Raw genomic sequence first — 23,426 nt, 5'->3', positions numbered from 1 at the left:
TCGTGATGGCGCGCTACGGCCAGGACAAGATCGAGGAGGTTCGCACCCGCGCGGACATCGTCGAGGTCATCGGCGCGCACGTGCGGCTGCGTCGCGCCGGCCGTAACCACGTCGGGCTGTGTCCGTTCCATAATGAAAAGACGCCGTCGTTCAGCGTCAGCGCCGAGCGCGGCTTCTTCCATTGTTTCGGTTGCGGCGCGGGCGGTACGGTTTTCGATTTCGTGATGCGGGTCGAGGCGCTGAGTTTCCCCGAGGCGCTGCAATCGCTCGCGCGGCGGTTTGGCGTCGCGCTGCCGCAGCTCGACGCCGGCGGCGCCGGCCCCCCGGTCGGCGAACGCGAAGCCTTGTTCAGCGCCAATCAGACCGCGGCGGAATTTTATGCGCACGTGCTCTGGAAAACTCCGGACGGTGCGCCGGCCCGTGAATACATCAAGTCGCGCGCCATTACGGTCGAGACCGCGCAAGCCTTTATGCTCGGCTTCGCGCCCGCTCGCGCCGCCAATCTGGCCGCGACCCTGCACAAGCGCGGGCTGACTGAGGCCGCGCTCAAGCTGGGCCTGATCAAGCGCGACGAGCGCGGCGCGCTTTACGATATGTTCCGCGCGCGGCTCATGTTCCCGATTCGCGACGCTCAAGGCCGCGCGCTCGCCTTCGGCGGCCGCGTGCTCGACGCCCGTTTGCCGAAGTACATCAATTCCCCCGAGTCTCCGCTCTATTCCAAAGCGCGGATGGTTTACGGGCTCTACGAGGCGCGGCAGGCGATCGTCAAGGCCGACCGCGCGATTGTTGTCGAAGGCAATATCGATGCGATCGCGCTCTGGCAGGCTGGCTTCAAGGAGATCGTCGCCAGCCTCGGGACCGCGTTGACGGCCGATCAGCTCCGCCTGCTGTCACGCTATACGCGTAATCTGATTGCCTGCTTCGACGGCGACGGCGCCGGCCGCAAGGCCTCCATGCGCGCGCTCGAAGTTTTTCTTGAGGCCGGACTGCTTGGGCGCGGGGCTTTCGTGCCGCCCGGTTATGATCCCGACACGCTCGTGCGCGAGCGCGGGGCGCAGGCCTTCGGCGAAGTGATCGATTCTGCCGAGCTGCTGGTTGACTATTTTTTCCGAGAAATGAGCGGTAAGGCGTCCGGGCCAGAAAGCTCGCCCGAATTGCATCAGAACGTACTTCAAAGTGTAGGGGAAAAGTTAAGACTTATCTCGGACGAGGTTCAGTTTAATGTGCTCCTGCGCAGGGCCGTTAGTCTCGTGGGTTTCGGCACCGCCGAGGAACAAGTCCTGCGAAACTTAGCAATGCGCGGGAGGTCGTCGGTGCCAGCGCCGAGAGCAATCATCGCAGAACCGCTCGATCGGGTCGCGAAGGCCGAACTGGGCCTCATCGCCATAGCCCATGTTTATCCGGAATTGCGCGCCGAAATTTTTTCCGAACAGCCTTTCAGACACTATAGGAATAAGGCGCTCGCTGATCTCCTTCAGTTTTTGCTCGAATCCATGTCTGAACCGCCGGAGTTGGGAGGCGTTCTAACAGAACGACTCTCTCAAGTTCAAAAGGAGTGGATCGCAAAGCAAGAAAAAGATCTAGACGACATCGTAGCGGAAGCAAAAAAACCAGTCACGGCTGGGCAGCAACCTCCTACCAACGAGATTTTTAAAGAATTTTTCGGCGGGCTCTATGAAAAAGAGGGACCAAGCGCGAGAGCCCGCGAATTAGCGCTGGTGCGTAAAATATTGGCTGGTTTCCTGAGAATCTTGAAGGAGTCTGACCCTCAGGAATTGAAGAAAAGGGCCACGATGCGCGGAGTCCAATAACGACTTCTGTAGGACCGAGGGAAACTGATCGGCGAGCGAATTCCGTTAGCGTAGAAAATGGCAATGGGACTCCCAGTCAGCATGGCTTAATTTGCGCCCGCGAAAACGCTAGAATCATTCCTGCCTTGCCACCCGAAATGCATTTACTGGGGCCCATAGCTCAGCCTGGTCAGAGCTGCCGGCTCATAACCGGCTGGTCCCAGGTTCAAATCCTGGTGGGCCCATCCAATCCAAGAGTGTCCACTCAAAGATCCTTAACCGAGTCCGGGCGAGAGCCTGCAGCACGCGCATTGAACTGCTGCGCTGCCGCAGTCCCGGGCCATTCCGGAGGACGCATTGCGTGAAGAAATAACCCGCCTCATGAGTTTGCAGGCGATCGACCGCGAATTGCACGAGCTCGAACAATCCCTCTCATCCGTTGCCGGCCGCGTCGAACAACTCCGAGCCGAATCCGAACTGCATCAGGCGGAACTCAGCCGCCTCACCGAAGAAGAACAGAAAAGCTCGACCACTCGGCGGTCGCTCGAAAAGGAGCTCGCGGAGGGTGAGGCGCGCATCCGCAACAAACGGATGCGGCTGAATCAGGTGCGCAACGACAAAGAGATGCAGGCCCTGACACACGAAGTCGAGGCCCAAAAGGAAACCAATCAGCGGCTCGAAGCTGAAGCGCTGGCGTTGATGGAAGGAGCCGAGCGCCGCTCCCCGCGGATCGCGGAGCTGACGGAGCTGGTCGCCGCTAAACGCAAGGAGCTGCTCGCCGCCGAAAAGGAAATCGCCGCCCAGGTCGAAGATCTGAAGGTCTCGATCAGCAAGCAGCGCGTCGATCGCGATCTGATGGCGCGCGGGATGGAGAGCAGCCTGCTGCAACGCTACGAGATGATTTTCAGCCGCCGCGGCGGGGTCGCGGTCACGGAAGCCAAAGGCGGCACGTGCCAAGGATGCCGGATGCGCCTGCCGCCGCAGTTGTACAACGAACTGCAGAAGCATCTGCAGGTGAACTACTGCCCGAACTGTCAGCGAATTCTGTATTTCGAAGCCTGACTGAGCGTTGCCACGGCCTCCGCACAGCCCGCAGAATTAACGCGGCGCCGGATCGCGCAGGTCGCGCCCGGTCATCTCCGCCGGAGGCTCGAGCCCCAGCATCGCAAGGAAGGTTGGTGCGACGTCGGCGAGTCCTCCATGGTTTCTCAGCCCACCTTTGAATGATGGATCGTAAAGGATGAGCGGAACCGGAAATGTCGTATGCGCGGTGTGCGGCTGGCCGGTCGCCGGGTCGGCCATGAATTCCGCGTTGCCGTGATCGGCCGTAATCAGCGCGACGCCGGCAACCCGCGCGAGCGCCTCGATCACGACACCCAGCGCAGCATCTGAGTTTTCGACCGCCTTGATCGTCTCTTCCAGTTTGCCGGTATGCCCGACCATATCGGGATTAGCAAAGTTCATGACGACCACACCGAATTTTCCCGAGGCGATCTCCGTCGCGGCGCGTTCGGCGATCGCCGCCGCGCGCATCGCGGGCTCCAAATCGTAGGTCGCGACTTTCGACGACGGGATTAGAATCCGTTCCTCACCCGCGAACGCCTGCTCGACGCCGCCATTGAGGAAGTAGGTGACGTGCGCGTATTTCTCGGTCTCCGCGATGCGCAAATTGGCGACGCCCGCGCGCGCGAAAACCTCCGCCAGCGTGTTGCGCACATCCTCCGCTCCGAAAGCCAGCGGCAGCCTGAAGCCGCGATCGTATTCCGTCATGCAGACGTAGCCGATTTGCGGGACGCGCGGCCGGCTGAACCCGGTAAAATCGTGGAGCGCCAGCGCCGCGGTCAATTCGCGCGCGCGATCAGCGCGGAAGTTGTAGCAGAGCACCTGATCGCCATCCTCGATTGGCGCCCGGCTCGCGACGATCACCGGCTCAACGAACTCGTCACCCTTGTTTTGTGCGTAGGACGCCTCGACCGCGGCGCGAGCGGTTGCAACGGCCGTGCCTTCACCCAGCACCAGCGCGCGCCAGGCGCGCTCGACGCGCTCCCAGCGCTTGTCGCGGTCCATCGCAAAGTAGCGGCCGCTGACGGTCGCGATCCGGCCGCAGCCGATTTCGCGCAACTTCGTCTCGACGCGATCGATAAACGGCAGCGCGGACCGCGGCGGCTTGTCCCGCCCATCGAGCACTGCGTGAACCGCGATGTCGCGGAGCCCTTCCCTTGCCGCCATCTCGAGCAGCGCCAGCAGATGATCGATATGGCTGTGCACGCTGCCGTCGGAGAGCAGCCCCCAAAGATGCAGCGTGCGGTGATTCTGTGCCGCGATGTGAATCGCGCCAAGGATCGTCTCGTTGCGAAAGAACGCGCCGGTCGCGATCGCTTTGCTGATCCGCATCACGTCCTGGTAGATGACGCGGCCAGATCCGATCGTCAGATGGCCGACCTCGGAATTCCCCATGACGCCCGCTTCTAGCCCAACGGCCTCACCCGAAGCCTCGATCTCGGTGTGCGCCTGCGTGCGCCACAACCGCTCCATGACGGGAGTGTGCGCGGCGAGGATCGCATTGGCCTCAGGCGCGGCGCGCAGTCCCCAACCGTCGAAGATCACCAGGGCGGCGACGGAGGGACGGCTCACCGCGCAGCTCCGCTGTGCGCCTTGAAAACGCTGCTGCCCGGCCAGGTCGCGCGCGGACCCAGCTCCTCGGCGATCCGCAGCAGCCGGTTGTACTTGGCGGTGCGCTCCCCGCGGCTCATGGAGCCCGTCTTGATCTGACCCGCGCCGGTGGCGACGGCGAGGTCGGCGATCGTGGTGTCCTCGGTCTCCCCCGAGCGATGAGAGATGACCGCGCTATAGCCGGCTGCGCGCGCGATTTTGATCGTCTCCAGCGTCTCCGTCAGCGTGCCGATTTGATTGACCTTGATCAGGATCGAGTTGCCCGCGCCTTCGGCGATCCCGCGGCGCAGGAATTTCGGATTGGTGACAAAGAGATCGTCGCCCACCAGTTGCACGCGCGCGCCGAGTTCGCGGGTCAGCAGTTTCCAGCCCTCCCAGTCCTCCTCGGCGAGGCCATCTTCGATTGACACGATCGGATAGCGCTCGAGCAGGTCTGCGTACAGGCCGACCATCTCCGTCGCCGAGCGCGCCCGCTTGTCCGAGCGCGCAAAGACGTATTTGCCGTTCTCGAAGAATTCGCTCGAAGCCGGGTCCAACGCGATCGAAACGTGCGTGCGCGGCTCGTAACCGGCGCGCACGATCGCTTCCATAATAGCCTCGATCGGCTCCTCGTTATTGCGCAGGTTGGGCGCGAAGCCGCCCTCGTCGCCGACGTTGGTCGAATGGCCGCCTTGCTTCAACACCGCCGCCAACGCGTGAAAGACCTCGGCGCCCATCCGGATCGCCTCGGCGAAGTTCGCCGCGCCATGCGGGACGATCATGAATTCCTGCATATCGACGCTCGAATCCGCATGGCGGCCACCGTTGATCACGTTCATCATCGGCACCGGCATCAGATGAGCCTGCGGATCAAGCTGGCGAAAGAGCGCGACGCCGTTGGCATTGGCGGTCGCGTGCGCCGCCGCGAGCGAGACTCCGAGCATCGCGTTGGCGCCGAGTTTGGACTTGTTTTCGGTGCCGTCGAGCGCAATCAGAATCGAGTCGAGTCCGGCTTGATTGGCAGCGTCAGTCCCGCGCAGCTTCGGCGCAATCACGTCGTTGACGTTGGTGACCGCACGCAAAACGCCTTTACCCAGGTAGCGGCTTTTGTCGCCGTCGCGCAGTTCGAGCGCCTCGTGCAGGCCCGTCGAAGCGCCCGACGGCACGGCCGCGCGGCCGAGCGCACCGCCGCGCAGACGCACGTCCACTTCGATCGTCGGGTTTCCGCGCGAGTCAATTATCTCGCGCGCGCGGATTGTCTCGATCTCGTTTGCCACCATCGATTAAATTCCGACTCCTTATCCTGACGCAGCTCGCGGACTCGCCTGCGCGGCTCCGCTAAGGCTCCGCCTAGTGTCTAACGCATCATGTTCATGATTGCGCCCGGATTTTGATACTCCTTGATATTGTTGTACTGCGGCTTCACCGCCGCATCGACGGTCCAGCTGCGATGGTTGGGGCCGGCGGTGAAGCCGAACGCCGCGTGATTCGTCGTCACGTCCCAGATTTGCACCATCCCGCCGCCCGCCCACGACTGCATCCCATAGGGCGGGAGCATTGCGGGCGTCAGACTTTCGACGATGATCTTGGCGAAATTGAGCTGATTGTCGTAGAGGTCCTGGGCCAACGGAGCGTAGGTGTTTGTGTCGATATACAGCACCCGCTTGCCGTAACAATAGCGCCCGCTGATCGCGGCGCGCGGCCGCACGTCGATCACCCACGTATCGCGCAACTCCCAGTCGCCCCATGAGGGCTTGGCCCACCCGAGCGGCATGTCGTAGTGGTCGGGAAAAGCGCCGTCATCGGTATTCATCTGGACGAGCGCGAGCAACTGCATCCGTTTGACAAACGTCGAATCGAAGTCGGCGATCCCGCCGTTCCATCCACCGCGGATGTCGTCGTGCGTGTAATCGGCAAAGGTGAAGATCTTCGAGCAATGCGCGGCGTCCGACAGTCGCAGCGAGCGGCGCAGTGACGGCACGAAGAGGAAATTATCCTCGATCCGCAGGTTGTCCTGATACAGCAGGACGAGATCGGTGGCGTAACGATATTGCTCCGGCTCGTCGACGTCGATCCACTCGCCGAGCCAGGCCCCGCCCGACTCTGCCTCCGTGCGCGGCACGCCCGGTTCCCAATTGTAAGCGAGTTGGCGCACGTCGTAGCCGAGTTTCCAGCAGAACGTATCGGCCAGCCGGTCCATGTTGCAGACGGTCAGCGGCGTGCCGGAATCGTCGAAGCCCGCGATCAGATGCGGCTGAATGCGGTAGTTGAGATTGGTCAGGATTTTCTGCCCCTTGTTCGGATCGTCAGGAATCGGAAAGGGCACGCCGGCGACGTAATTCTTCAAGACCCAGCGGCCGTCAGCCTGCTTTTCGATACGCGTCTGATCGCCGTATTTCTCCGAGTCCTCGACAAACGGGGTAGGCAGGGGATAGACCGTCGTCGCGGCGACCTTGATTTGCGCGTCAGCGGGCATTTTCCAGAACCACTTGCCCTGCCACAGACCAATTTCGCCCACCGTCATGTACTGCTGATAGGCCGACCAATTCGACGAGTTGATTACCGTGCCCGGCGGAATCGAGCCGGCGGGCGCCGCTACGGCTGCGGATTCCGCACCGGCAGCAGCGTCGCTATCAGGTGCGCTCTCGTCGGGGACCTCGGTCGCCCCCGACGGAAGCCACGAGGGCACCGCCGCCGGCGACTCCTGCGCGTAAACGAATCGAGGCAATCCCAACGCGACGGCAATTGCGATCACCAGCGCAAGTCGCTCAGCTCTCATAGCGCGCTCGCCGTTCAGGGTTAATGGCGGAAATGCCTCACGCCGGTAAAGACCATCGCGAGACCGAGCCGATCGGCCGCAGCGATCACTTCGTCGTCGCGCGCCGAGCCGCCGGGCTGCGCGATCGCGGTGGCGCCGGCTTCGGCCGCCAGCGTCGGTCCATCGGGGAAGGGGAAGAGCGCTTCCGAGACCAGCACCGAACCGCGCAGCGCAACGCCAAGGCGCGCCGCCTTTTCGCGCGCCGCATATACCGGATCGATCCGCGAGGTCGCGCCGCCGCCGACCGCGAGTGTGCGATCAGCATTGACGAAAGCGATCGCATTGGACTTGATATGCTTGCAAACCCGGATCCCGAAATTCATCGCGTCGAGTTCGTCCTCCGAGGGCCTCCGCTGCGTGACCACTTTGCCCGCGCGCGCATCCTCGAGGCTCAGATCGGCGGTCTGCACCAGCAGGCCGCCGACGACTTTGCGCAGGTCGAGTTCGTCGCGTCTGATGCGCTCCGGATGACAGCGCATCAGGCGGCGGTTCTTCTTCTTGCGCAAGAAGTCGATCACCTCGGCGGGAAAATCCGGCCCGATCAAAACCTCCGTGAAGAGTTCGTCGACGGCGCGCGCGAATTCGAGGTCCCACGGCCGGTTCGCGATTATGATCCCGCCGAACGGCGAATCCGGATCGGTGGCGAAGGCCTTGTCCCACGCTGCCTTGAGGGTCGCGCCGACGCCCACGCCGCAGGGCGTGTTGTGTTTGAGAATCGCGACCACGGCTTCGCGATAGTCGCTGAAATCGGCCATCAGGTTGAGCGCCGAGCTGATATCGAAAACGTTGTTGAAGGAAAGCTCGCGGCCGTGCAATTGTTCGGCGACGCGATGAAAATCTCCATACAGCGCGCCGCGCTGATGAGGATTCTCGCCATAGCGCAGTGCCTGCGTGCGCTCCAGCGTGAGGCTGAAGCTCGCGCCCAGAGGCGCCGCCTCGTCGCCTGCCGCGCCGAGGTAGTTCGCGATCGCGCAGTCGTAAGCCGCGACCCGCGCGAAAGCCTTGCGCATTAGCCGCCAGCGGGTCGCCGCGCCGAGCGCGCCGTCGTTGCTTTCCAGCTCCGCGGCGAGCGCCGCATAGTCCCCCGGATCGACGACCACCGCTACGTCCGCGTAGTTCTTTGCCGCCGCCCGCACCATCGCCGGACCGCCGATATCGATATTTTCGATCGCCTCCTCGCGGCTCACATCGGCTTTCGCGACCGTATCCTCGAATGGATAGAAATTCACCACGACGAGGTCGATCGGCTGAAGCTGATGCTCCGCCATCTGTCGGCGATGCGCCGGTTGGTCGCGCCGCGCGAGGATGCCGCCGTGGATCTTTGGATGCAGCGTCTTGACGCGACCATCGAGAATCTCCGGAAAGCCCGTGAAATCCTCTACCGCCCGCACCTTGACCCCCGCGCCTTCGAGCGCCGCCTTGGTCCCGCCAGTCGAAATCAACTCGATCCCGTGACGCTCGAGTGTGCGCGCGAAATCAGCCAAGCCCGCCTTATCTGAAACGCCAAGCAGCGCGCGGCCGATTTTAATCTTGTCGGTGGGTTTGAGGTTGTCTGGGGACTTGATCTTGTCGGAAGACATGACCTTGTCGGAAGGCATGGGCGTCATCCTTTCAATTCAGATAGACCCGCGCAACGCGGCGGCCGACCGTGCAGAGCATCTCATATGAGATAGTCCGTGCGATGCGCGCGACATCGTTGACGCTCAGGATCGTCCCGCCACTGGTCCCCCACAGAATCACTTCGTCACCGACCCGCGCCTCCGCGACACCGGTCAGATCGACCATCGTCAAGTCCATGCAGATCGCGCCGACCACGGGTGCGCGCCGTCCCCGGATCAGCACTTCGCCGCCATGCTGCAAACCCCGTCGGTAGCCGTCGGCATAGCCCACCGGCAGCACCCCGATCGTGCTCGCGCGCGAGGTCGTGAACGTATGGCCATAGCTGACGCCGGTTGCGGCGGGCACCCGTTTGAGCTGCATCAGCCGCGTCTTGAAGGTCATCACCGGTGTCAGTTCGATCCGCTCGCGGACCGCCTGCACCGGCGGCAGGCCATAGAGCGCGAGCCCGGGGCGCATCAGATTCAGATGAGCATCCGGGCGCAGCACAATCGCCGCCGAGTTCGCGACGTGATTTACCGCCAGCGCGAATCCGGCCGCTCGCAGTCGTGCGATGGCGTCATGAAAAATCGCGAGCTGCCGGTCGGTCACCGGGCTGGCTGGATCGGCCGCGCTGGCGAGCAGCGTGAAAGCGCCCTCGAAGCACAGCGCGCGCGCCCGCTTCATCAGTGTGATCGCCGCATCGAGATCAGCCGGCAGGATCCCGAGGCGGGTCGCTCCCGTATCGAGCTTGAGATGAACCCGCAGGGCGCCGCGGCCGGCGCGAGCCGACGCCCGGTCGAGCGGCTCGATCAGCGCAGGATCGAAGATCGCCGCCGTCAGATCGAGTTCAGCAATCAGCTCGGCCTGCGCCGCGAAGAACCCGCCCAGCAGATAGAGCCGCTCGCGCACGCCGGCGGCGCGCAACTCGCGCGCCTCCTCGATCGTGGCGACGCCAAAATGCCCGCAACCCTGATCGCGCAGCACTCGCGCAGCCTCGACCGCGCCATGCCCGTAAGCGTCAGCCTTGACCACCGCCATGATGTTTGCGCCGTTGGTGTAGGCGGCGAGCGCGCGATAATTGGCGCGCAGCGCTGCCCGATCGATTTCGGCTACAGTCGGCCGCCCGCTGTCATCTCGCATCGTCGAAAAGTGCCCGCCCGTCGTCTGGACCATTTTTGACAAAATTTCGCACGCGGTGATATAAGGAATCCAGGCTGGGGGTGTGCGCAAGCACTGAGAACTCGCTCGAGAACCCCTTGAACCTGATCCGGATAATACCGGCGGAGGGAAGCCGACTTTGTGGAACGATCGTGTTCCACCGGGGCCGCTTCCCAGAAAATTCTGAGAAACGGCCTCATGGCATCCAACACCGACAGCTTCCAAGTCGTGCTCAACGGCGAGCCCCACGCGGTTGCCGATGATGCGCGGCTGACCGCCCTCTTCGACCACTTGAACCTGCGGCGCGGCCGTGTTGCCGTGGAAATAAATCAAGTCGTGATACCCAAAGCTGACTGGGACGCCGTCGTGCTCCGGCCCGGCGATAAGGTTGAGATCGTGAACTTTGTCGGCGGCGGGTGAATTGCCCTGCGAGGCTGAAATGAACAATGACTCTTTTGAGTTGGCGGGCCGCATCTATCAATCGCGGCTGATCGTCGGGACCGGTAAGTACCGCGACTTCGCGGAAACCAAGGCTGCCATCGAGGCGAGCGGCGCCGAAATTGTCACGGTAGCCGTGCGCCGCGTGAATATCACCGACGCCAGCAAGGAAAACCTGCTCGATTATATTGATCCTTCGCGCTATCAAATCCTGCCCAACACCGCGGGCTGTTACACTGTCGAAGAAGCTGTGCGAACCTGCCGGCTGGCGCGCGAGGCGGGGGTGGGCGACCTCGTCAAGCTCGAGGTAATCGGCGATCAGCAGACCCTCTTTCCCGACGTTCCGGCGACGCTCGAGGCGGCAAAGATTCTGGTCAAGGAAGGCTTCAAGGTGTTGCCCTACATTACCGACGATCCGGTCGCCTGTCTGCGGCTTGCCGAAATCGGTTGCGCGGCCGTGATGCCGTTAGCCGCGCCGATCGGCTCGGGCATGGGTATCCGCAATCCCTACAATCTCCGCATTATTCTCGAGCAGGCGCGCGTGCCAGTGATTGTTGACGCCGGCGTCGGCACGGCGTCGGACGCGGTCGAAGCGATGGAGCTCGGATGCGACGGACTGCTGGTGAATTCCGCGATCGCGGCCGCGAAAGATCCGATCGCGATGGCGCGGGCGGTCCGCCTGGGAGTGGAGGCTGGGCGGCTGGCGTATCGCGCGGGTCGCATCGAGATGAAGCTCTATGCGACCGCGTCGAGTCCGCTGAGCGGCATGATTCGCTAGTTGCCGTTTCACTCGCGCAAGCCAGTTTGTCATTCTGAGAGAAGGCTCGCTAGGCGAAGTGAGGCTTGGCGAATGCAGCCGAACAGGCGAGTCTGCGAGCTGTGTTAAGAATCCTCATTGCGAAGAATCCCGGATATCTACACCTCGCAGACTTGTGTTCCAACTCTACCTGATCACTGATCGCAAGCTGGCGGCGCGCCATGGCGGGCTGCGTGCGATAGTGGAGGCGGCGCTGCGCGCCGCCTCCACTATCGCGTCCCCGGGCGCTGTCGCCGTCCAGTTACGTGAGAAAGACCTCGACGCGCATGAGCTCTACGAGTTGGCGCGCGCGCTGCGCGAACTATGCTCGCGCTATGGCGCTCCGCTGCTCGTCAACGATCGCCTCGATGTTGTGATGGCCGCAGAGGCCGACGGTGTGCATTTGCCGGCGAACTCGTTCGCCGTCGCAGATGCACGCCGCCTCCTCGGACCGTCGCGCCTGATAGGCGTCTCGACGCACCACGCCGGCGAGGTCGTGGCGGCCGCTCATGCGGGCGCCGACTTCACGGTTTTCGGGCCGGTCTACTCACCGCTGTCAAAGCCCGCGGCCGGCGCGGGACGCGGCGTCGCGGCGCTCTTCGCCGCTGCCCACGCGGGCGCTCCGATGCCCGTGTATGCGCTCGGCGGCATTACCACCGAGCGCATAGACAGATGGGCGGGGGTGGCCGCTCCAGGGAGCGACCGCCCCCGCGGAGCCGCCGTCATTGGTGCGGTCTTCGGTGCCGAAGACCCGGCCACCGCGACCATTGCATTGCTGCGCGCCCTCTCAGCCGCGCATTAGCATCGGTACCTGGGCGGACGCTAGCCTCGGCATTACTGCACTTTGTGCGGTCGGATTTCACCGCTTAGATAAAGAAAGAGTGTCCAGAAGCTCCGCGACCACGGGACGATCATGACGCCCGCGCCGACTGCCGCCAATGAAGCCACGATTATCTGTGCCGTGGCGGAACAGTCGAACATGACGAGCAGCGCCCAGGCGGCGAGCGCCCCCGCCAGCGCCGCGCTGTAGTTAATCACGGCCGGGCCGATCCATTCCCCTTCGTTGCTCCAGAAGGTCACGCTGCATCGCGGACACGTCTGGTTCATTTGAAACAGCGAACGCGAGATCGCGCCGCGTCCGCATACCGGGCATCGTCGCGCCAGCGCCAACCTGACGAAGCCGAAACCGGAGCGCGCAGCCGCAGGACCTCTGCGTTCGGCGGCGGACCTCTCGAAGTCCTGCCACGCCATTCCGATCATCAGAAATGCGGCGATAAGGGTTAGCAGAACGAGAATCCCGACGGCGGCGAGAATGCTGAGTGCGATCTTCTCGTTGACCGTCATAATCCCAGTCCGAGGGTTTTAGAAATGACCGGGCTCGCGCTCCTTACGATTGTCGCGTTCAATCTGCAAGGTGATGTGATGGATGTTGAATTGGCTTTCGATTAACTCCGTCATGTCAGTGAGCACGCGATCTTGATCGCCCGCCCCCGCCACAACGGCGTGCGCTGAGAGGGCTAGCTGATGGCTGGCCAGCGACCAGACGTGCAGATCGTGAATCTCTTCAGCGCCGGCGACTGCGAGCAAGCCTTCGCGCAGCCGCTCCAGATCGATATGCGCCGGTGTCGATTCCATCAGGATGTCCACGCCGTCGCGGATTAAACCCCACGACCCATAAATAATCAGGCCGCCGATCAGGAAGCTGACGAGCGGATCGGCCGCGCGCCAGCCGGTGAAATAGGTGATCGCGCCCGCAGTCACCACGCCGGCGCATCCGATCAAGTCGGAGATGACATGGATCAGTACCGCGCGCACGGCGAGATTCGCGTGGCCGTCGCGACTCGTCCCAAAAGTAAGCCACGCGGAGATGCTGTTGACCACAATCCCGACTGCCCCGATCGCTATAACCACCGCGGCCCGAACGTGCGGCGGATCGCGCAGGCGTTGCGCCGCTTCGAACCAGATAAATGCGACCAGCATCCACAGGAATAGCCCGTTGAACAAAGCGCCCAGGATTTCCGCACGCAGGTAGCCGTAGCTCTTGTCCGAATTGGCCGGGCGCGCCGAAATCCACAGCGTGAAGAGACTCATGCACAGCGCGGCAATATCGGTGAGCATGTGGATCGCGTCGGTCATCAGGGCGAGACTGTTGGCGTAAAAGCCGCCAGTCAATTCGGTGGCGAAATAGACGATCGTGATCGTCAATACGATGCGGATTCGGCCACTGTCGCTGCCAGCTTCGAGACGATGGTCGTGCGCGTCTTTCACGGGTTTGCTGTCGGATTGTTGGTCGTCGCGCCGGCCGTTTGATGGCGCGCGTTCGCTTAATCGTATTCGATCAGCGCCGCGCAATTGAGCGGTGCGAGGCGCTGGCGGCCACCGAGCGCCTTCAGCTCGATCACGAAGGCGCAGCCCGCGACTTCGGCGCCAAGCTGCGTGACCAGCCGGACGGCTGCCTGTGCGGTGCCGCCGGTGGCCAGAAGATCGTCAACTATCAGCACGCGTGAACGCTCGGCGAAGCTGTCCTGATGCATCTGCAGCGACGCGCTCCCGTATTCAAGCTCGTAACTCTCCGACAGGGTGCTGAAAGGCAGTTTGCCGGGTTTGCGTGCGATCGTGAGGCCGACTCCGAGGCGGTAGGCGACCGGTGCGCCAACGATAAAACCGCGCGATTCGATCCCCACCACGCGATCAATCTTGCCCAGCCAGGGTTCGGCGATCCGGTCAATCAGCGCGGCCAGTCCCTCGGCGTCGCCGATCAGCGGCGTGATATCTCGAAACAGGATTCCGGGCTGAGGAAAGTCCGGAATGTTACGGACGAGCTGCTTGAGTTCTTCGGCGGACAACATGCTGCGCGGCGCTCCCTTGCGCTAGAGATGCATTCACTATTTGACTTCCCGACCGAGCCAACGCACGGCCGATCAGGTCAACCAAAATACTAGGAGCCGCCGTTGCGGGCAAAGCTGATCCCGCTGGCGGGTCCCGGCGCCGGCAGATAAGCGAGCGGGTTCTGCGGATGATTGTGATAGCGGACCTCGAAGTGCAGGTTGGGACCGGAGGCGCGGCCGCTCGCGCCCAGCTCGGCGATCTCGCGTCCCTTGCCGATGCGCTCGCCCTCACTCACGAGGTTGCGCCGATTGTGCCCGTACACCGTTATGTAGGCGTCCACATGTTGCACAATTACGACATTGCCATAGCCATGCAGTCGTCCGGAGAAGACCACACGGCCGTCGTCGGCAGCGCATACGGGAGTTCCAGCGGGCGCCGCGATATCGACCCCATCGTGCATCACCCCGTTGCGCATTCCGAACGGCGATGAGACCACGCCCGCTAATACTGGCCACGCAAATTGTCGATCGGCAGGCGCAACCGACCAGGGATCACTGAAACCTAACGCCGATGCCTCAGACATCCGGCCAGGGATCACCAAAACCTCGCCAACGTAGAGGTTTTCTGGACGAGTCAGATGGTTTACTGCGATTAGACGATCGGGGCTGACCCCGTACTCATGCGCGATATGGTAAATGGTTTCGCCGCGACTGACGGTATGAGTGCCGCCGGTACCGATTGCGCTGGCCGCGGACGCGGTTACCTCCGCAGGAGCACCGCATCCGGCAAGTGCGATCAGGATGCCGAGACCAAGCGCGGCCAAGCTCAGCCGCGCAAGATGCAACTTCCTTCTTTCCGCCACCTCACCACCGCAGCAAAGCTCACACTCGGAGCCTCCGCAGCCGCGCTCCTCCGACCAAGAATCTTAACGCAGCTCGCAGACTTCTGACGTTGACCGCGCCTCGCAGACTCGGCCGCCCCCTGTGCTCGCTGCGCGCGGCAGTCGCGCTCCGCTAGTGTTCAGATTGTAGCTCTGCTCGCTAAGCAGCGGTAGCTGGACGGTTCATGTTGCGTTCAGCGCCCAATCTCCCGCTAAAGCATTTTCCGAATGGCTCGGCTAGAGTATTGCTTCAACGATGCCACCGCTTAAGGATTCAAATCCGACGCCTACTGCGCGCGGCCGCTTTATCATGGTTCGCCACGGTGAAAGCGAGGGCAACCGCGATCGTCACTTCACGCTGACGACGGAAACCCCGCTGACCGACCGGGGGCGCCAGCAGGCGCGGGAAGCCGGCCGGCGGATCGCGCTACGGTTCCGTCCCGAGCGGATCGTCTCGAGTCCGTTTGCGCGTGCGCGTCAGACCAGCGAGATCATCGCAGAAGAATTGCAGCTTCCGATCGAAATCGTCCACGACCTCCACGAGCGCGACCTCGGCTGCCTGAAGGGCCAATCATACGACTCCCTGCGTGAGATGGTGCGCACCGACCCGAATTATGATCCGGCCAACGGTTGGGCCTGGAAGCCCGACGGCGGCGAGAGCTACGAGGACGTGCGCCGCCGCGTGATGGTCGCGATGGCTGACTTGCGCGAGCGTTACGCCGCGCGCGAGATTGTGATTGTCAGCCACGGCGGCGTGATGCTCTCGGTGTGGGCGGATCTTGTCGGCGCCTGGCACGGCTCGCATCTGCCGCCGAACTGCGGGATCGTGCTGGTCGAGCACGATCGCGAGCGGATGTATCCGCCGAAGATCGTCACCGGCGCTGAGGAAGGCGAGCTCGGCTGACCCGCGCCGACCAGGGCTTCCAGCCACCGCTATTAAAGATCGCAGAGGAGAGAACCACGATGGCCGAAGAGCAAAGTCTCGATTGGGGCAAGGTGAAGGAATTCGCCGGCCTGATGACCAACGATCTTGGCGCGGCGATGCAGGGGGCGCTCAGTTACGTCGGCGACCGTCTCGGCATCTTCAAGACCTTGGCCAGCGCCGGCGCAGTGACCAGCGTCGAGCTCGCGGCGAAGACCGGACTCAACGAACGCTACCTCCGCGAATGGCTCGGGGCCATGACCGCGGCGAAATATATCAGCTACGACCCCGCCGGCAGCCGCTACTCGATGTCGCGCGAGCACGCAATGATTCTGGCCGACGAGACCTCACCATTCTTCATGGGCGGCTTCATGCAGATCGCCGCGCTGGAAGTCGGGATGGCGCCCAAGCTGCTCGAATCCTTCCGCACCGGTAAAGGTATCCCGCAAAGCGAATATCCGCCCGAAGTCTTCGAGGGAATCGAGCGCGGCTCGGCGCCGATGTATCGCCACTCGCTCGTGCGCAAGTGGATGCCTGCGATGCCGGAGGTGGTCGAGGCGCTGAACAACGGCGGGGTTGCGCTCGACGTCGGCTGCGGCAGTGGCCGCGCGGTGATCGCACTGGCGCAGGCCTACCCCAAGGCGAAGCTCTTCGGTTACGACGGCCATCCGGGATCGGTCGAGCGGGCGCGCGCCAACGCCGCGGCGGCCGGCGTTGCCGATCGCGTCGTTTTCGACGTAGTCGATTGCACGAAGCTGCCGGCGGAGAAATTCGACTTCATCGCAACTTTCGACGTGGTTCACGATTCGGTCGATCCGCTCGGCCTGCTGAAATCGATTCGTGCGGCGCTCAAACCCGGCGGTGCCTATTTGATGGTTGAGGTCAACGTCTCGAGCAATCCCGAGGACAACATCAACCCGATGGGCCGCATGATGTATTCGGCGAGCACGCTCTATTGCATGACTGTCTCGCTGGCGCACGGCGGCGCCGGAATCGGCGCGATGATGGGCGAGCCCAAAGCGCAGGAGCTAACGCAACAGGCCGGCTTCACCCGCTTCAAACGCTTGCCGGTCAAGGACGCGTTTTCGGTGCTCTACGAAATCCGCGCCTGAGCGATCAGCCGCGCTCGCTAATCGTCATCTGAAACCGCGGCGAGCAGAGATTTACTCCGGAACCTTCCCTGCGGGCGTCGCGGGCGCCTGCGGCGGAAGCCCAAATACTGGCGCGCCCGAGCCCGGCCGTTGGCCCATCGCGCCCGGGGCAGCTCCCATCGGCGGACGCGCGCCCATCATCCCCGGAGCCATCATCGGCATCTGCTGCTTGGTGTAACCCTTCGGCGGCTGGAAGGTATCGGCGGCCAGATTTTCTTCTGTGACTTTAGTGACGGTCATGTGAATCACCGTCGGCGGACGACCCGCCAGACGCTTGTTCATCTCTTCCATCTGCTGCGGGGTCAGGCCGGGCATCGACATGTGCGTCACTTTCATCGTGGTATCGATCTTGAGTGGGATGCCCGGTGGCGAATCGCTCATTAACGCCATCGGCGTGCCCTTGACTTTGTCGGCCATCGCTTTCTGAAAGTTAGTAAAGACTTGCGCGCCGGGGGCAGAGGACGAGAAGCAGCCAACGATGGTCATGTCGTTGCCGTTCATACTACCGGCGCCGGTATACTCATCGCAGGAATAACCGGCGAGAGTCTGCGTGCCGCCGGTTTTCTTGAAGGATATCGCCGTCGGGTTGGGTCCTTTCGGCATACCCTTGGACGGAAATGGCACTTCGACGTACATTTTGCGCGCGTCGCTTATCATCATCCGCATCCCCTGATCGAGGTCGATGATCAGCGACTGTTTGACGTCATCGATGACGGACTTCTGCTTGTTGCCTTGAACCATCACGACGATTTTGTGGGTGATCGGCGCGCCGCCGCCGCGGTCGCTGACCTGCTGCTCCTCGACGACGACGCCGGCTCGCGCGCTGGCCGCGAGCATCAGAATCCCGCAGAGCGCGGCGAAAAATTCCTTCATCAGATATCCCCTTCATGCGCACCGCGCATCTTAAGCAGATTTCGGCGGGCGCGCCGCGTGACGAGAGACTGCTTTTCAGCGACCACCCGATGGAGCGTCAGCCAGCCGAGACCGAACAGCACCCAAACCAGCTCTTTGAGCCGCCGTAAAAATCCGATCGCGAAACCGATCGCGGCCGGATAGCCCAAGAGCGCGAGTATCAGCGCCTTACCCCCCTCCTGACTGACCAGCTTGCCCGGTATCAGAAATGTCGCGCGCTCGAGCAAGAGTCCCAAGGCTTCGACGAGCACGGGCGTGGTCCAATTCAACGGCTGATGGAGCAACGTCAGGTATATCAGAATTTCGAGCGGACCCATGCTCCAGGCGAGCAGGTAACACAGGCACGAGAGCGCGAACCGTCCACGCTGGCGCGCGTAGAAATCGACCAGAATCGCGTCGGCTTCGGCGGCGGCCGCTTTCACTTCGGGGTCGGCCAGTTGCGGCACATTGAACCTGGCGGCGACCTTCCAGAGATGGGAGAAGGGCTGGCGCAATTGCACATAAAAAAAACCGCCCGCGAGCGCGACAGCGATCAGCAAACCGGCGATGATCGGCAAGAGCAGACGGTGATGCAGGTGAGCAGCAAACGGCAGCGCGGCGATGAGCGCCGCGCTGATGAAGCCGATCTGGCCGATCGCTTCCGCCAGCGACGCAATAATCACCGTCGCCAGCCCCACCGCCATCGTGAGTTTGCGCCGGACCGTCAGCGCCATCACAAATTGCCCGCCGAGTTGCGCCGAAGGCGTGACGTAGTCAATCGCCTCGCCCGCGACGCGCGCCATGAAGAGTTCACCGAGACCTAGCGCGGCCGGACAATCTGCAATCGCGACGCGCCATCCGAGCGTGTTGGCGAAGCGCGCGACGGCTTCGAGCGCGATCGTAAATAGCAGCCCCCAGCCAATCAGCCTGACGTATTCGAGAACCTGGCTCAGTCCAAAGCGCCGCAGAAACCAAGCATAAAACGCCAGCGCCAGCAGGATTATCAGGGTTTCAATGCGACGCATTTGTAGGGCGCGGCTGGCGAGCGCAACTGGAGTGCTCGCGGCATTCTTTCAGCCGCGATGGCCCCGCGCAAGGCGCGTTGTCGGCTTGATAGTGCCTCATGGAGGGGTTCAACATCAATTTTCTTTTTCGTGCTTGCCCGACTGCGCTATGCGGAATCACGCGGCTGACGCCGCAATTTTATTTCGCGAATGAAACCCCCAGCGGGTTCGGCGGAGCTATGTCGCGGCGTCCGGCCACTCCTTTGCTAAGGAGGAGAAATCAGATACCGCGCGCTAGGGTTGACTCGAAAACGGCTAGATTTTGCGAGCGGTGACAATATCGTAGGGACCGCCGGTGGGCGTAATACCGAGGAACCCGAAATCTGCGCCTTCGAGCAGCTTACGAAACTCGGCGGGCGTGCGCTCGCGGCCTCCTGGGGTCATAACCAGCATAGTCAGATCGATAAGATAGCGCAGCGCGGCTTCCACAGCGGGCTGCTCGGGAAGCACGCGTTCGAGTAGCAATAAAGTCGATGAGGGCGTCATCGCACGGTGACAGTTCCGCAGGATCTTCATCGCGTGGGTGTCGTCCCAATCGTGGAGGATGCTTTTGAGCACGTAGGCATCCCCGCCGGAAGGCACGGTCTCAAAAAAGTCACAACCAATAATCTCGCATCGATTGGCGACGCCGGCACGATTAAGGACCTCGGCGGCGCGGCTCACGACATGCGGGAGATCGGCGAGCTTTCCGCGCAAAGCGCCGTGCTGACGCAGCAGTGTCGCCAGCAAAGCGCCGTTCCCGCCGCCAACATCGACGAGCGTGCGAAACTGGGAAAAGTCATATGCGGCCAGAACGGCTGCCGACCCTAGCGTAGACAGTCCTTCCATTGCTTCGTCAAAAATTCTTGAGAAGTCGGGATGACGCTGCGAATACTCAAAGATGGACATCCCCCATGCGTGATCAAAGGCGGGCTCGGCTGTGCGGATGCTGTGTGGCAGATTTTCCCACGCTCGCCAAGTCGACGGGTCCGCAACAAATCGGACGGCGGAGCGCATCGAGCCGGGGAGATCGCTGCGAAGGAACTCAGCAATCGGGGCCAGCGTGAAGCGCTCCTCGGCGTCACCATTTAGTATCCCGAATGCGACGAGCGCGCGGAGCAGGCGGGCGAGGGCGTCGGGATGCGAGCCGGTTTTGCTGGCGAGTTCCTGCGCGGTCAGCGCCCCGTGGGTCAGGTAGTCGGCGAGGCCAAGGTCGGCGGCGACATACAGGGCTTGCGCGGCGACATAACCGTTAGCCATCCGGAAAAGCGCAACGGCATTTTGCGGGTCAGGATTGCTGTTCGACATATGTTCAAACCTTAAAGCGGATATGGATAATGTCGCCGTCGCGCATGACGTAGTCGCGGCCCTCGAGGCGCAGCTTGCCGGCTTCCTTGACCTTGGCGTCGGACCGCAGCACGGCGAAATCCTCGTAGCCGACGACCTCGGCGCGGATAAAGCCGCGCGCGATATCGCTGTGGATCCGTCCGGCCGCCTCCAGCGCGGAGGCTCCGCGCGGCAGCGGCCAGGCATGGGCCTCGGGCTCTCCCGCAGTATAAAAAGTCATCAGGCCGAGATGACGAAAGAGCGCCGTTATCAGGCGGTCGCGCGCCGGCGCAGCGAGCCCGGCCTCTGCGAGCATCTCGCGCTGGCTGACCGCGTCGAGCTCCCAAAGCTCAGCCTCAAAGGCCGCGGCCAGCCGCAAGAAATCGAGTCCGTGCTCAGTGACGATTTTCTGATCCGCAGGTGAGGACTCAGCCAGTGCGCGATCGACCTCGCAGTTGACCACCGCGAGTGCCGGCTTGCGTGAGACAAAGCCGAAGCTGGCAAAAGCCTGGAGTTCCTGCGCGGTCAATTCGAGCAGCCGCAAGGGCCGTCCGGCTTCGAGCCATTTGAGGCATTTGTCGAGCGCCGCGCGCTCGAAATCGGTCTGCCCCTTCTCTTTTTTGAGGCGCTCGCCCCGGCGCTCCGCCTGCTCATAATCGGCGAAGACCAATTCGGCCTCGACGCTGGCGACCGTCTCCGCCAGCGGCATCTGCTTGCCCGCAAACTCCGGCACGACGATCAGCAGGGCGTCGAGGTCGCGGATCAGTGGCAGCAGGCTCGGATCGAGCGCGGCGCCTTCCTTTTGCTCCTTCGGATTCGGCGCGAAGTCGAGGACGGTCAATTCGATCTCGACTTTCTTTTTCGACCCGTAGGTGACTTCGAGAAAATCGAGGCGCTCGTCGGCAACCTTGAGCTGTCCGGGGCGGGCGCGATTGCGCGCGTCCGCGTGCCCGGGCAGTGGAGCGAGTCCAGTAAGGGCATGAAACACCATCGATTTGCCGACGCCCCGCCCGCCGATAATTCCGGTCTTCACCTCATCACACTCCAATCACTGAATTTGACGTTAACGCAGATTGCCGGGGTCGAGACGATCCCGCAAATGATCGCCGAGGAAATTGAACGACATCACCGCGGCGGAGATGAAGAGGCCCGGGATCAGCACCCAGGGATAGTGCTCGATATTCTGCGGGTCCATCGCCTGCGACAGCAGATTCCCCCAACTTGACGCCGGCTCCTGAATACCCAGTCCCAGCAGCGACAGCGCGCTCTCGCCGAGGATATAGCCCGGAATCGCGAGCGAGGCGTTGATCGCGGCAAAGCCGAGCATCGAGGGAATCACGTGGCGGCGCAGAATCCGCATCCGCGAGCCGCCGAGCGCCCGTCCCGCATCGACGAACGGCGCCGTTCTGACGGCCGCCGCCATCCCGCGGATCACCCGCGCGAAGCCCGCCCAGCCGATGAAGGACATGATCGCGACGATCATGAAGAAGGTTGTGACGGTGCTCAGCCCCGAAGGGATCACGGCCGCCAGCGCGAGCAGGAAATAGAACTGCGGCAGCGACATCTCGATCTCGCACCAACGCATAATCAGGTTGTCGGTCCACCCGCCCATGTAGCCCGAGAAGGCGCCGACAAAAATGCCGAGCGAGAAGCTGATGAACACGCCGACCAGCCCGATACTCATGCTGACGCGTGCGCCATAGACGATGCGTGAAAAGAGGTCGCGACCAAGCCCTTCACTGCCGAGGATAAAAAACGGCATCGAGGCGTCGGCGGTGGTGAAGAGCCGGCCATCGTGAAAAAACCGGATGAAGGTTTTGCGGCTGTGATCCTCGGTGAAGCGCCGCGCCAGCGGATCGACCATCGTCAGCGGGTAGGCAAAGAAGAAACCGCGATCGCGATCGGCGCCGCGGCTGAGATGCAGCGTCATCGGCGGACAGTCGGGCAGATTGCGGTACTGATAGGCCGGGTCGTATGGCGCTATCACGGGCGAGGCCGCGGCGAAAAGATAGAAGATCAGGAGACAGATGATCGAGAGCCGCGCGGGCCAGCGCGCGACACCCCATTCCCGGCCGAGTCCCGCGATCAGGCCGTCGCGGGCTGGGGCTGGCTCGAAAGCGATTGGCTTGGGCAGGGCGCTCATTGTGACGCCAGGGTTGCGAAATCCACTCGCGGATCGACCGCGACGAGCGCGAGATCGGCAAGCAGATTCCCGAGCAGCAGCAGCACCGTGCCCATCAGCACTGAACCCATGACGAGCGGAACATCGAGCGAGCGCACGGCGTTGAGCAGCAGCAGGCCGAGGCCCTGCAGGTTCATGACGGACTCGACCAGCGCGGCGCCGCTCAACAGATCAGCCAGCGCATAGCCAGCCATCGTGACGAAGGGATTCAGCGCGTTGCGCAGCACGTGTATGTAAATCACGCGCGACTCGGGCAGACCCTTGGCGCGTGCCGTGCGGACAAAATCGGCGTTCTTGATTTCGAGGATCTGCGAGCGCATCAGGCGCATCAGGGAGGCCATCCCGGCCAGACCCAGGATCGCGGCGGGCAGAATCAGATGGTTGACGCGGTCGGCTAGCCGGTTCCAGGCATCGAGGTTCGCGTAATCGGGCGAGAAGCTGCCGCCTACCGGAAACCATCCGGTGCGCAGCGCGAAGTCCATCCCGAGAAAGGCCAGGAAAAAAGCCGGCACCGACATCCCGAGAAAGCTGAAAAAAGACAGCGTCCGATCGAGGATCGAGTTCTGCCGCATCGCGACGACGATACCGATCGGAATCGCGAGGGCCCACGAGAACAGCATGCTCGCGAGCGCCAGGATAACGGTGTTGAGGGCGCGTCCAGCGATCAGGCCGGTCACGTCCACGCGATAGGCGAGCGAGACGCCCAGATTCAGATGCGCGACCTCCCACAGCCAGCGGAAGTAGCGGATCAACAGCGGTTGATCGAGGCCGAACTCGGCCTCCATCTGATGAATCACCGCCGGTGAGATTTGTGGATTAAGCGCGAGCCCGGTGAGGAAATTGCCCGGCACCAGTGACATCGCGCAGAACGAGATGAAGGTGATCCCGAGAATCAGCGGGATCATCAGAAGGAGGCGTTTGAGCAAAAATCGAATCATCTTTCGCTTTGCT

General features: G+C 62.7%; 22 protein-coding genes, 1 tRNA gene and 1 riboswitch. Of the genes, 8 read left to right on the top strand and 15 right to left on the bottom strand.

All coding sequences use genetic code 11. The annotated features are described in order from the left end of the window. The first annotated feature begins 5 nt into the window (after positions 1-5). The 3 genes from dnaG (at position 6) to VKS22_09305 (ending at position 2,852) form a co-directional block, all read left to right on the top strand. The gene (gene dnaG, locus VKS22_09315) at positions 6-1,811 is read left to right on the top strand and encodes a DNA primase (protein ID HLW70806.1); all 1,806 of its coding nucleotides are present in this window, start codon (positions 6-8) and stop codon (positions 1,809-1,811) included. 149 nt (positions 1,812-1,960) lie between these two features. Beyond that, a tRNA-Ile gene (locus VKS22_09310) sits at positions 1,961-2,035 on the top strand. A gap of 112 nt (positions 2,036-2,147) precedes the next feature. After that, the gene (locus VKS22_09305) at positions 2,148-2,852 is read left to right on the top strand and encodes a C4-type zinc ribbon domain-containing protein (protein ID HLW70805.1); all 705 of its coding nucleotides are present in this window, start codon (positions 2,148-2,150) and stop codon (positions 2,850-2,852) included. A gap of 36 nt (positions 2,853-2,888) precedes the next feature. On the opposite strand, the gene gpmI is transcribed toward VKS22_09305, so the two are convergent. The 5 genes from gpmI to alr all read right to left on the bottom strand — a co-directional run bounded on the left by gpmI (position 2,889) and on the right by alr (position 9,999). Further along, positions 2,889-4,424, bottom strand: a complete 1,536-nt coding sequence (gene gpmI / locus VKS22_09300; GenBank protein HLW70804.1) for a 2,3-bisphosphoglycerate-independent phosphoglycerate mutase — start codon at positions 4,422-4,424, stop codon at positions 2,889-2,891. After that, entirely contained in the window at positions 4,421-5,722 is a 1,302-nt protein-coding gene (gene eno / locus VKS22_09295; protein HLW70803.1) for a phosphopyruvate hydratase, read from the bottom strand. The genes gpmI and eno overlap by 4 nt, the downstream gene beginning before the upstream one ends. Before the next feature lie 77 nt (positions 5,723-5,799). After that, a complete protein-coding gene (locus VKS22_09290) occupies positions 5,800-7,221 on the bottom strand; it encodes a DUF1329 domain-containing protein (protein HLW70802.1) in 1,422 nt (473 codons plus the stop codon). A gap of 20 nt (positions 7,222-7,241) precedes the next feature. Continuing rightward, entirely contained in the window at positions 7,242-8,858 is a 1,617-nt protein-coding gene (purH, locus tag VKS22_09285) for a bifunctional phosphoribosylaminoimidazolecarboxamide formyltransferase/IMP cyclohydrolase (GenBank protein HLW70801.1), read from the bottom strand. A 13-nt stretch (positions 8,859-8,871) separates the two neighbouring features. Beyond that, on the bottom strand, positions 8,872-9,999 hold the full coding sequence (gene alr, locus VKS22_09280; protein ID HLW70800.1) for an alanine racemase: 1,128 nt from the start codon (positions 9,997-9,999) through the stop codon (positions 8,872-8,874). 66 nt (positions 10,000-10,065) lie between these two features. Then, positions 10,066-10,165, top strand: a riboswitch (TPP riboswitch). 50 nt (positions 10,166-10,215) lie between these two features. Here alr and thiS point away from each other — a divergent pair. The 3 genes from thiS (at position 10,216) to VKS22_09265 (ending at position 12,053) form a co-directional block, all read left to right on the top strand. After that, positions 10,216-10,437, top strand: a complete 222-nt coding sequence (gene thiS, locus VKS22_09275; protein ID HLW70799.1) for a sulfur carrier protein ThiS — start codon at positions 10,216-10,218, stop codon at positions 10,435-10,437. 19 nt (positions 10,438-10,456) lie between these two features. Then, on the top strand, positions 10,457-11,233 hold the full coding sequence (locus tag VKS22_09270; protein ID HLW70798.1) for a thiazole synthase: 777 nt from the start codon (positions 10,457-10,459) through the stop codon (positions 11,231-11,233). A 154-nt stretch (positions 11,234-11,387) separates the two neighbouring features. Next, on the top strand, positions 11,388-12,053 hold the full coding sequence (locus tag VKS22_09265) for a thiamine phosphate synthase (protein ID HLW70797.1): 666 nt from the start codon (positions 11,388-11,390) through the stop codon (positions 12,051-12,053). Between the two features lie 32 nt (positions 12,054-12,085). On the opposite strand, the gene VKS22_09260 is transcribed toward VKS22_09265, so the two are convergent. From VKS22_09260 to VKS22_09245, 4 genes are all read right to left on the bottom strand, one after another. Further along, on the bottom strand, positions 12,086-12,595 hold the full coding sequence (locus tag VKS22_09260) for a hypothetical protein (protein ID HLW70796.1): 510 nt from the start codon (positions 12,593-12,595) through the stop codon (positions 12,086-12,088). Between the two features lie 18 nt (positions 12,596-12,613). Further along, positions 12,614-13,519, bottom strand: coding sequence for a cation diffusion facilitator family transporter (locus tag VKS22_09255; protein HLW70795.1), 906 nt, complete (start codon positions 13,517-13,519; stop codon positions 12,614-12,616). A gap of 56 nt (positions 13,520-13,575) precedes the next feature. Further along, complete coding sequence (locus tag VKS22_09250; GenBank protein ID HLW70794.1) at positions 13,576-14,100, bottom strand: adenine phosphoribosyltransferase; 525 nt, start codon at positions 14,098-14,100, stop codon at positions 13,576-13,578. An 89-nt stretch (positions 14,101-14,189) separates the two neighbouring features. Next, positions 14,190-14,942, bottom strand: coding sequence for a peptidoglycan DD-metalloendopeptidase family protein (locus VKS22_09245; protein HLW70793.1), 753 nt, complete (start codon positions 14,940-14,942; stop codon positions 14,190-14,192). A 274-nt stretch (positions 14,943-15,216) separates the two neighbouring features. Between VKS22_09245 and VKS22_09240 the strand changes: the two genes are divergently transcribed. Both VKS22_09240 and VKS22_09235 read left to right on the top strand, forming a co-directional pair. Then, positions 15,217-15,864, top strand: a complete 648-nt coding sequence (locus VKS22_09240) for a histidine phosphatase family protein (GenBank protein ID HLW70792.1) — start codon at positions 15,217-15,219, stop codon at positions 15,862-15,864. 59 nt (positions 15,865-15,923) lie between these two features. Continuing rightward, on the top strand, positions 15,924-16,994 hold the full coding sequence (locus VKS22_09235) for a class I SAM-dependent methyltransferase (protein ID HLW70791.1): 1,071 nt from the start codon (positions 15,924-15,926) through the stop codon (positions 16,992-16,994). Positions 16,995-17,045: 51 nt separating this feature from the next. On the opposite strand, the gene VKS22_09230 is transcribed toward VKS22_09235, so the two are convergent. From VKS22_09230 to VKS22_09205, 6 genes are all read right to left on the bottom strand, one after another. After that, positions 17,046-17,906 carry a hypothetical protein gene (locus tag VKS22_09230; protein HLW70790.1) on the bottom strand — a complete coding sequence of 287 codons (861 nt, stop codon included), beginning with the start codon at positions 17,904-17,906 and terminating at the stop codon, positions 17,046-17,048. Beyond that, a complete protein-coding gene (locus VKS22_09225; GenBank protein ID HLW70789.1) occupies positions 17,906-18,949 on the bottom strand; it encodes a lysylphosphatidylglycerol synthase domain-containing protein in 1,044 nt (347 codons plus the stop codon). The genes VKS22_09230 and VKS22_09225 overlap by 1 nt, the downstream gene beginning before the upstream one ends. A 294-nt stretch (positions 18,950-19,243) precedes the next feature. Beyond that, on the bottom strand, positions 19,244-20,275 hold the full coding sequence (locus VKS22_09220) for a methyltransferase (GenBank protein ID HLW70788.1): 1,032 nt from the start codon (positions 20,273-20,275) through the stop codon (positions 19,244-19,246). A 4-nt stretch (positions 20,276-20,279) separates the two neighbouring features. After that, complete coding sequence (locus VKS22_09215) at positions 20,280-21,326, bottom strand: DUF933 domain-containing protein (protein ID HLW70787.1); 1,047 nt, start codon at positions 21,324-21,326, stop codon at positions 20,280-20,282. 30 nt (positions 21,327-21,356) lie between these two features. Next, positions 21,357-22,436, bottom strand: coding sequence for an ABC transporter permease (locus tag VKS22_09210; GenBank protein ID HLW70786.1), 1,080 nt, complete (start codon positions 22,434-22,436; stop codon positions 21,357-21,359). Next, positions 22,433-23,413, bottom strand: coding sequence for an ABC transporter permease (locus VKS22_09205; protein HLW70785.1), 981 nt, complete (start codon positions 23,411-23,413; stop codon positions 22,433-22,435). The genes VKS22_09210 and VKS22_09205 overlap by 4 nt, the downstream gene beginning before the upstream one ends. Positions 23,414-23,426: the final 13 nt, after the last annotated feature.

Source organism: Candidatus Binataceae bacterium (genome assembly GCA_035308025.1).
GTDB lineage: Bacteria > Desulfobacterota > Binatia > Binatales > Binataceae > JAJPHI01.
This window is presented reverse-complemented; position numbering and strand designations above follow the sequence as displayed.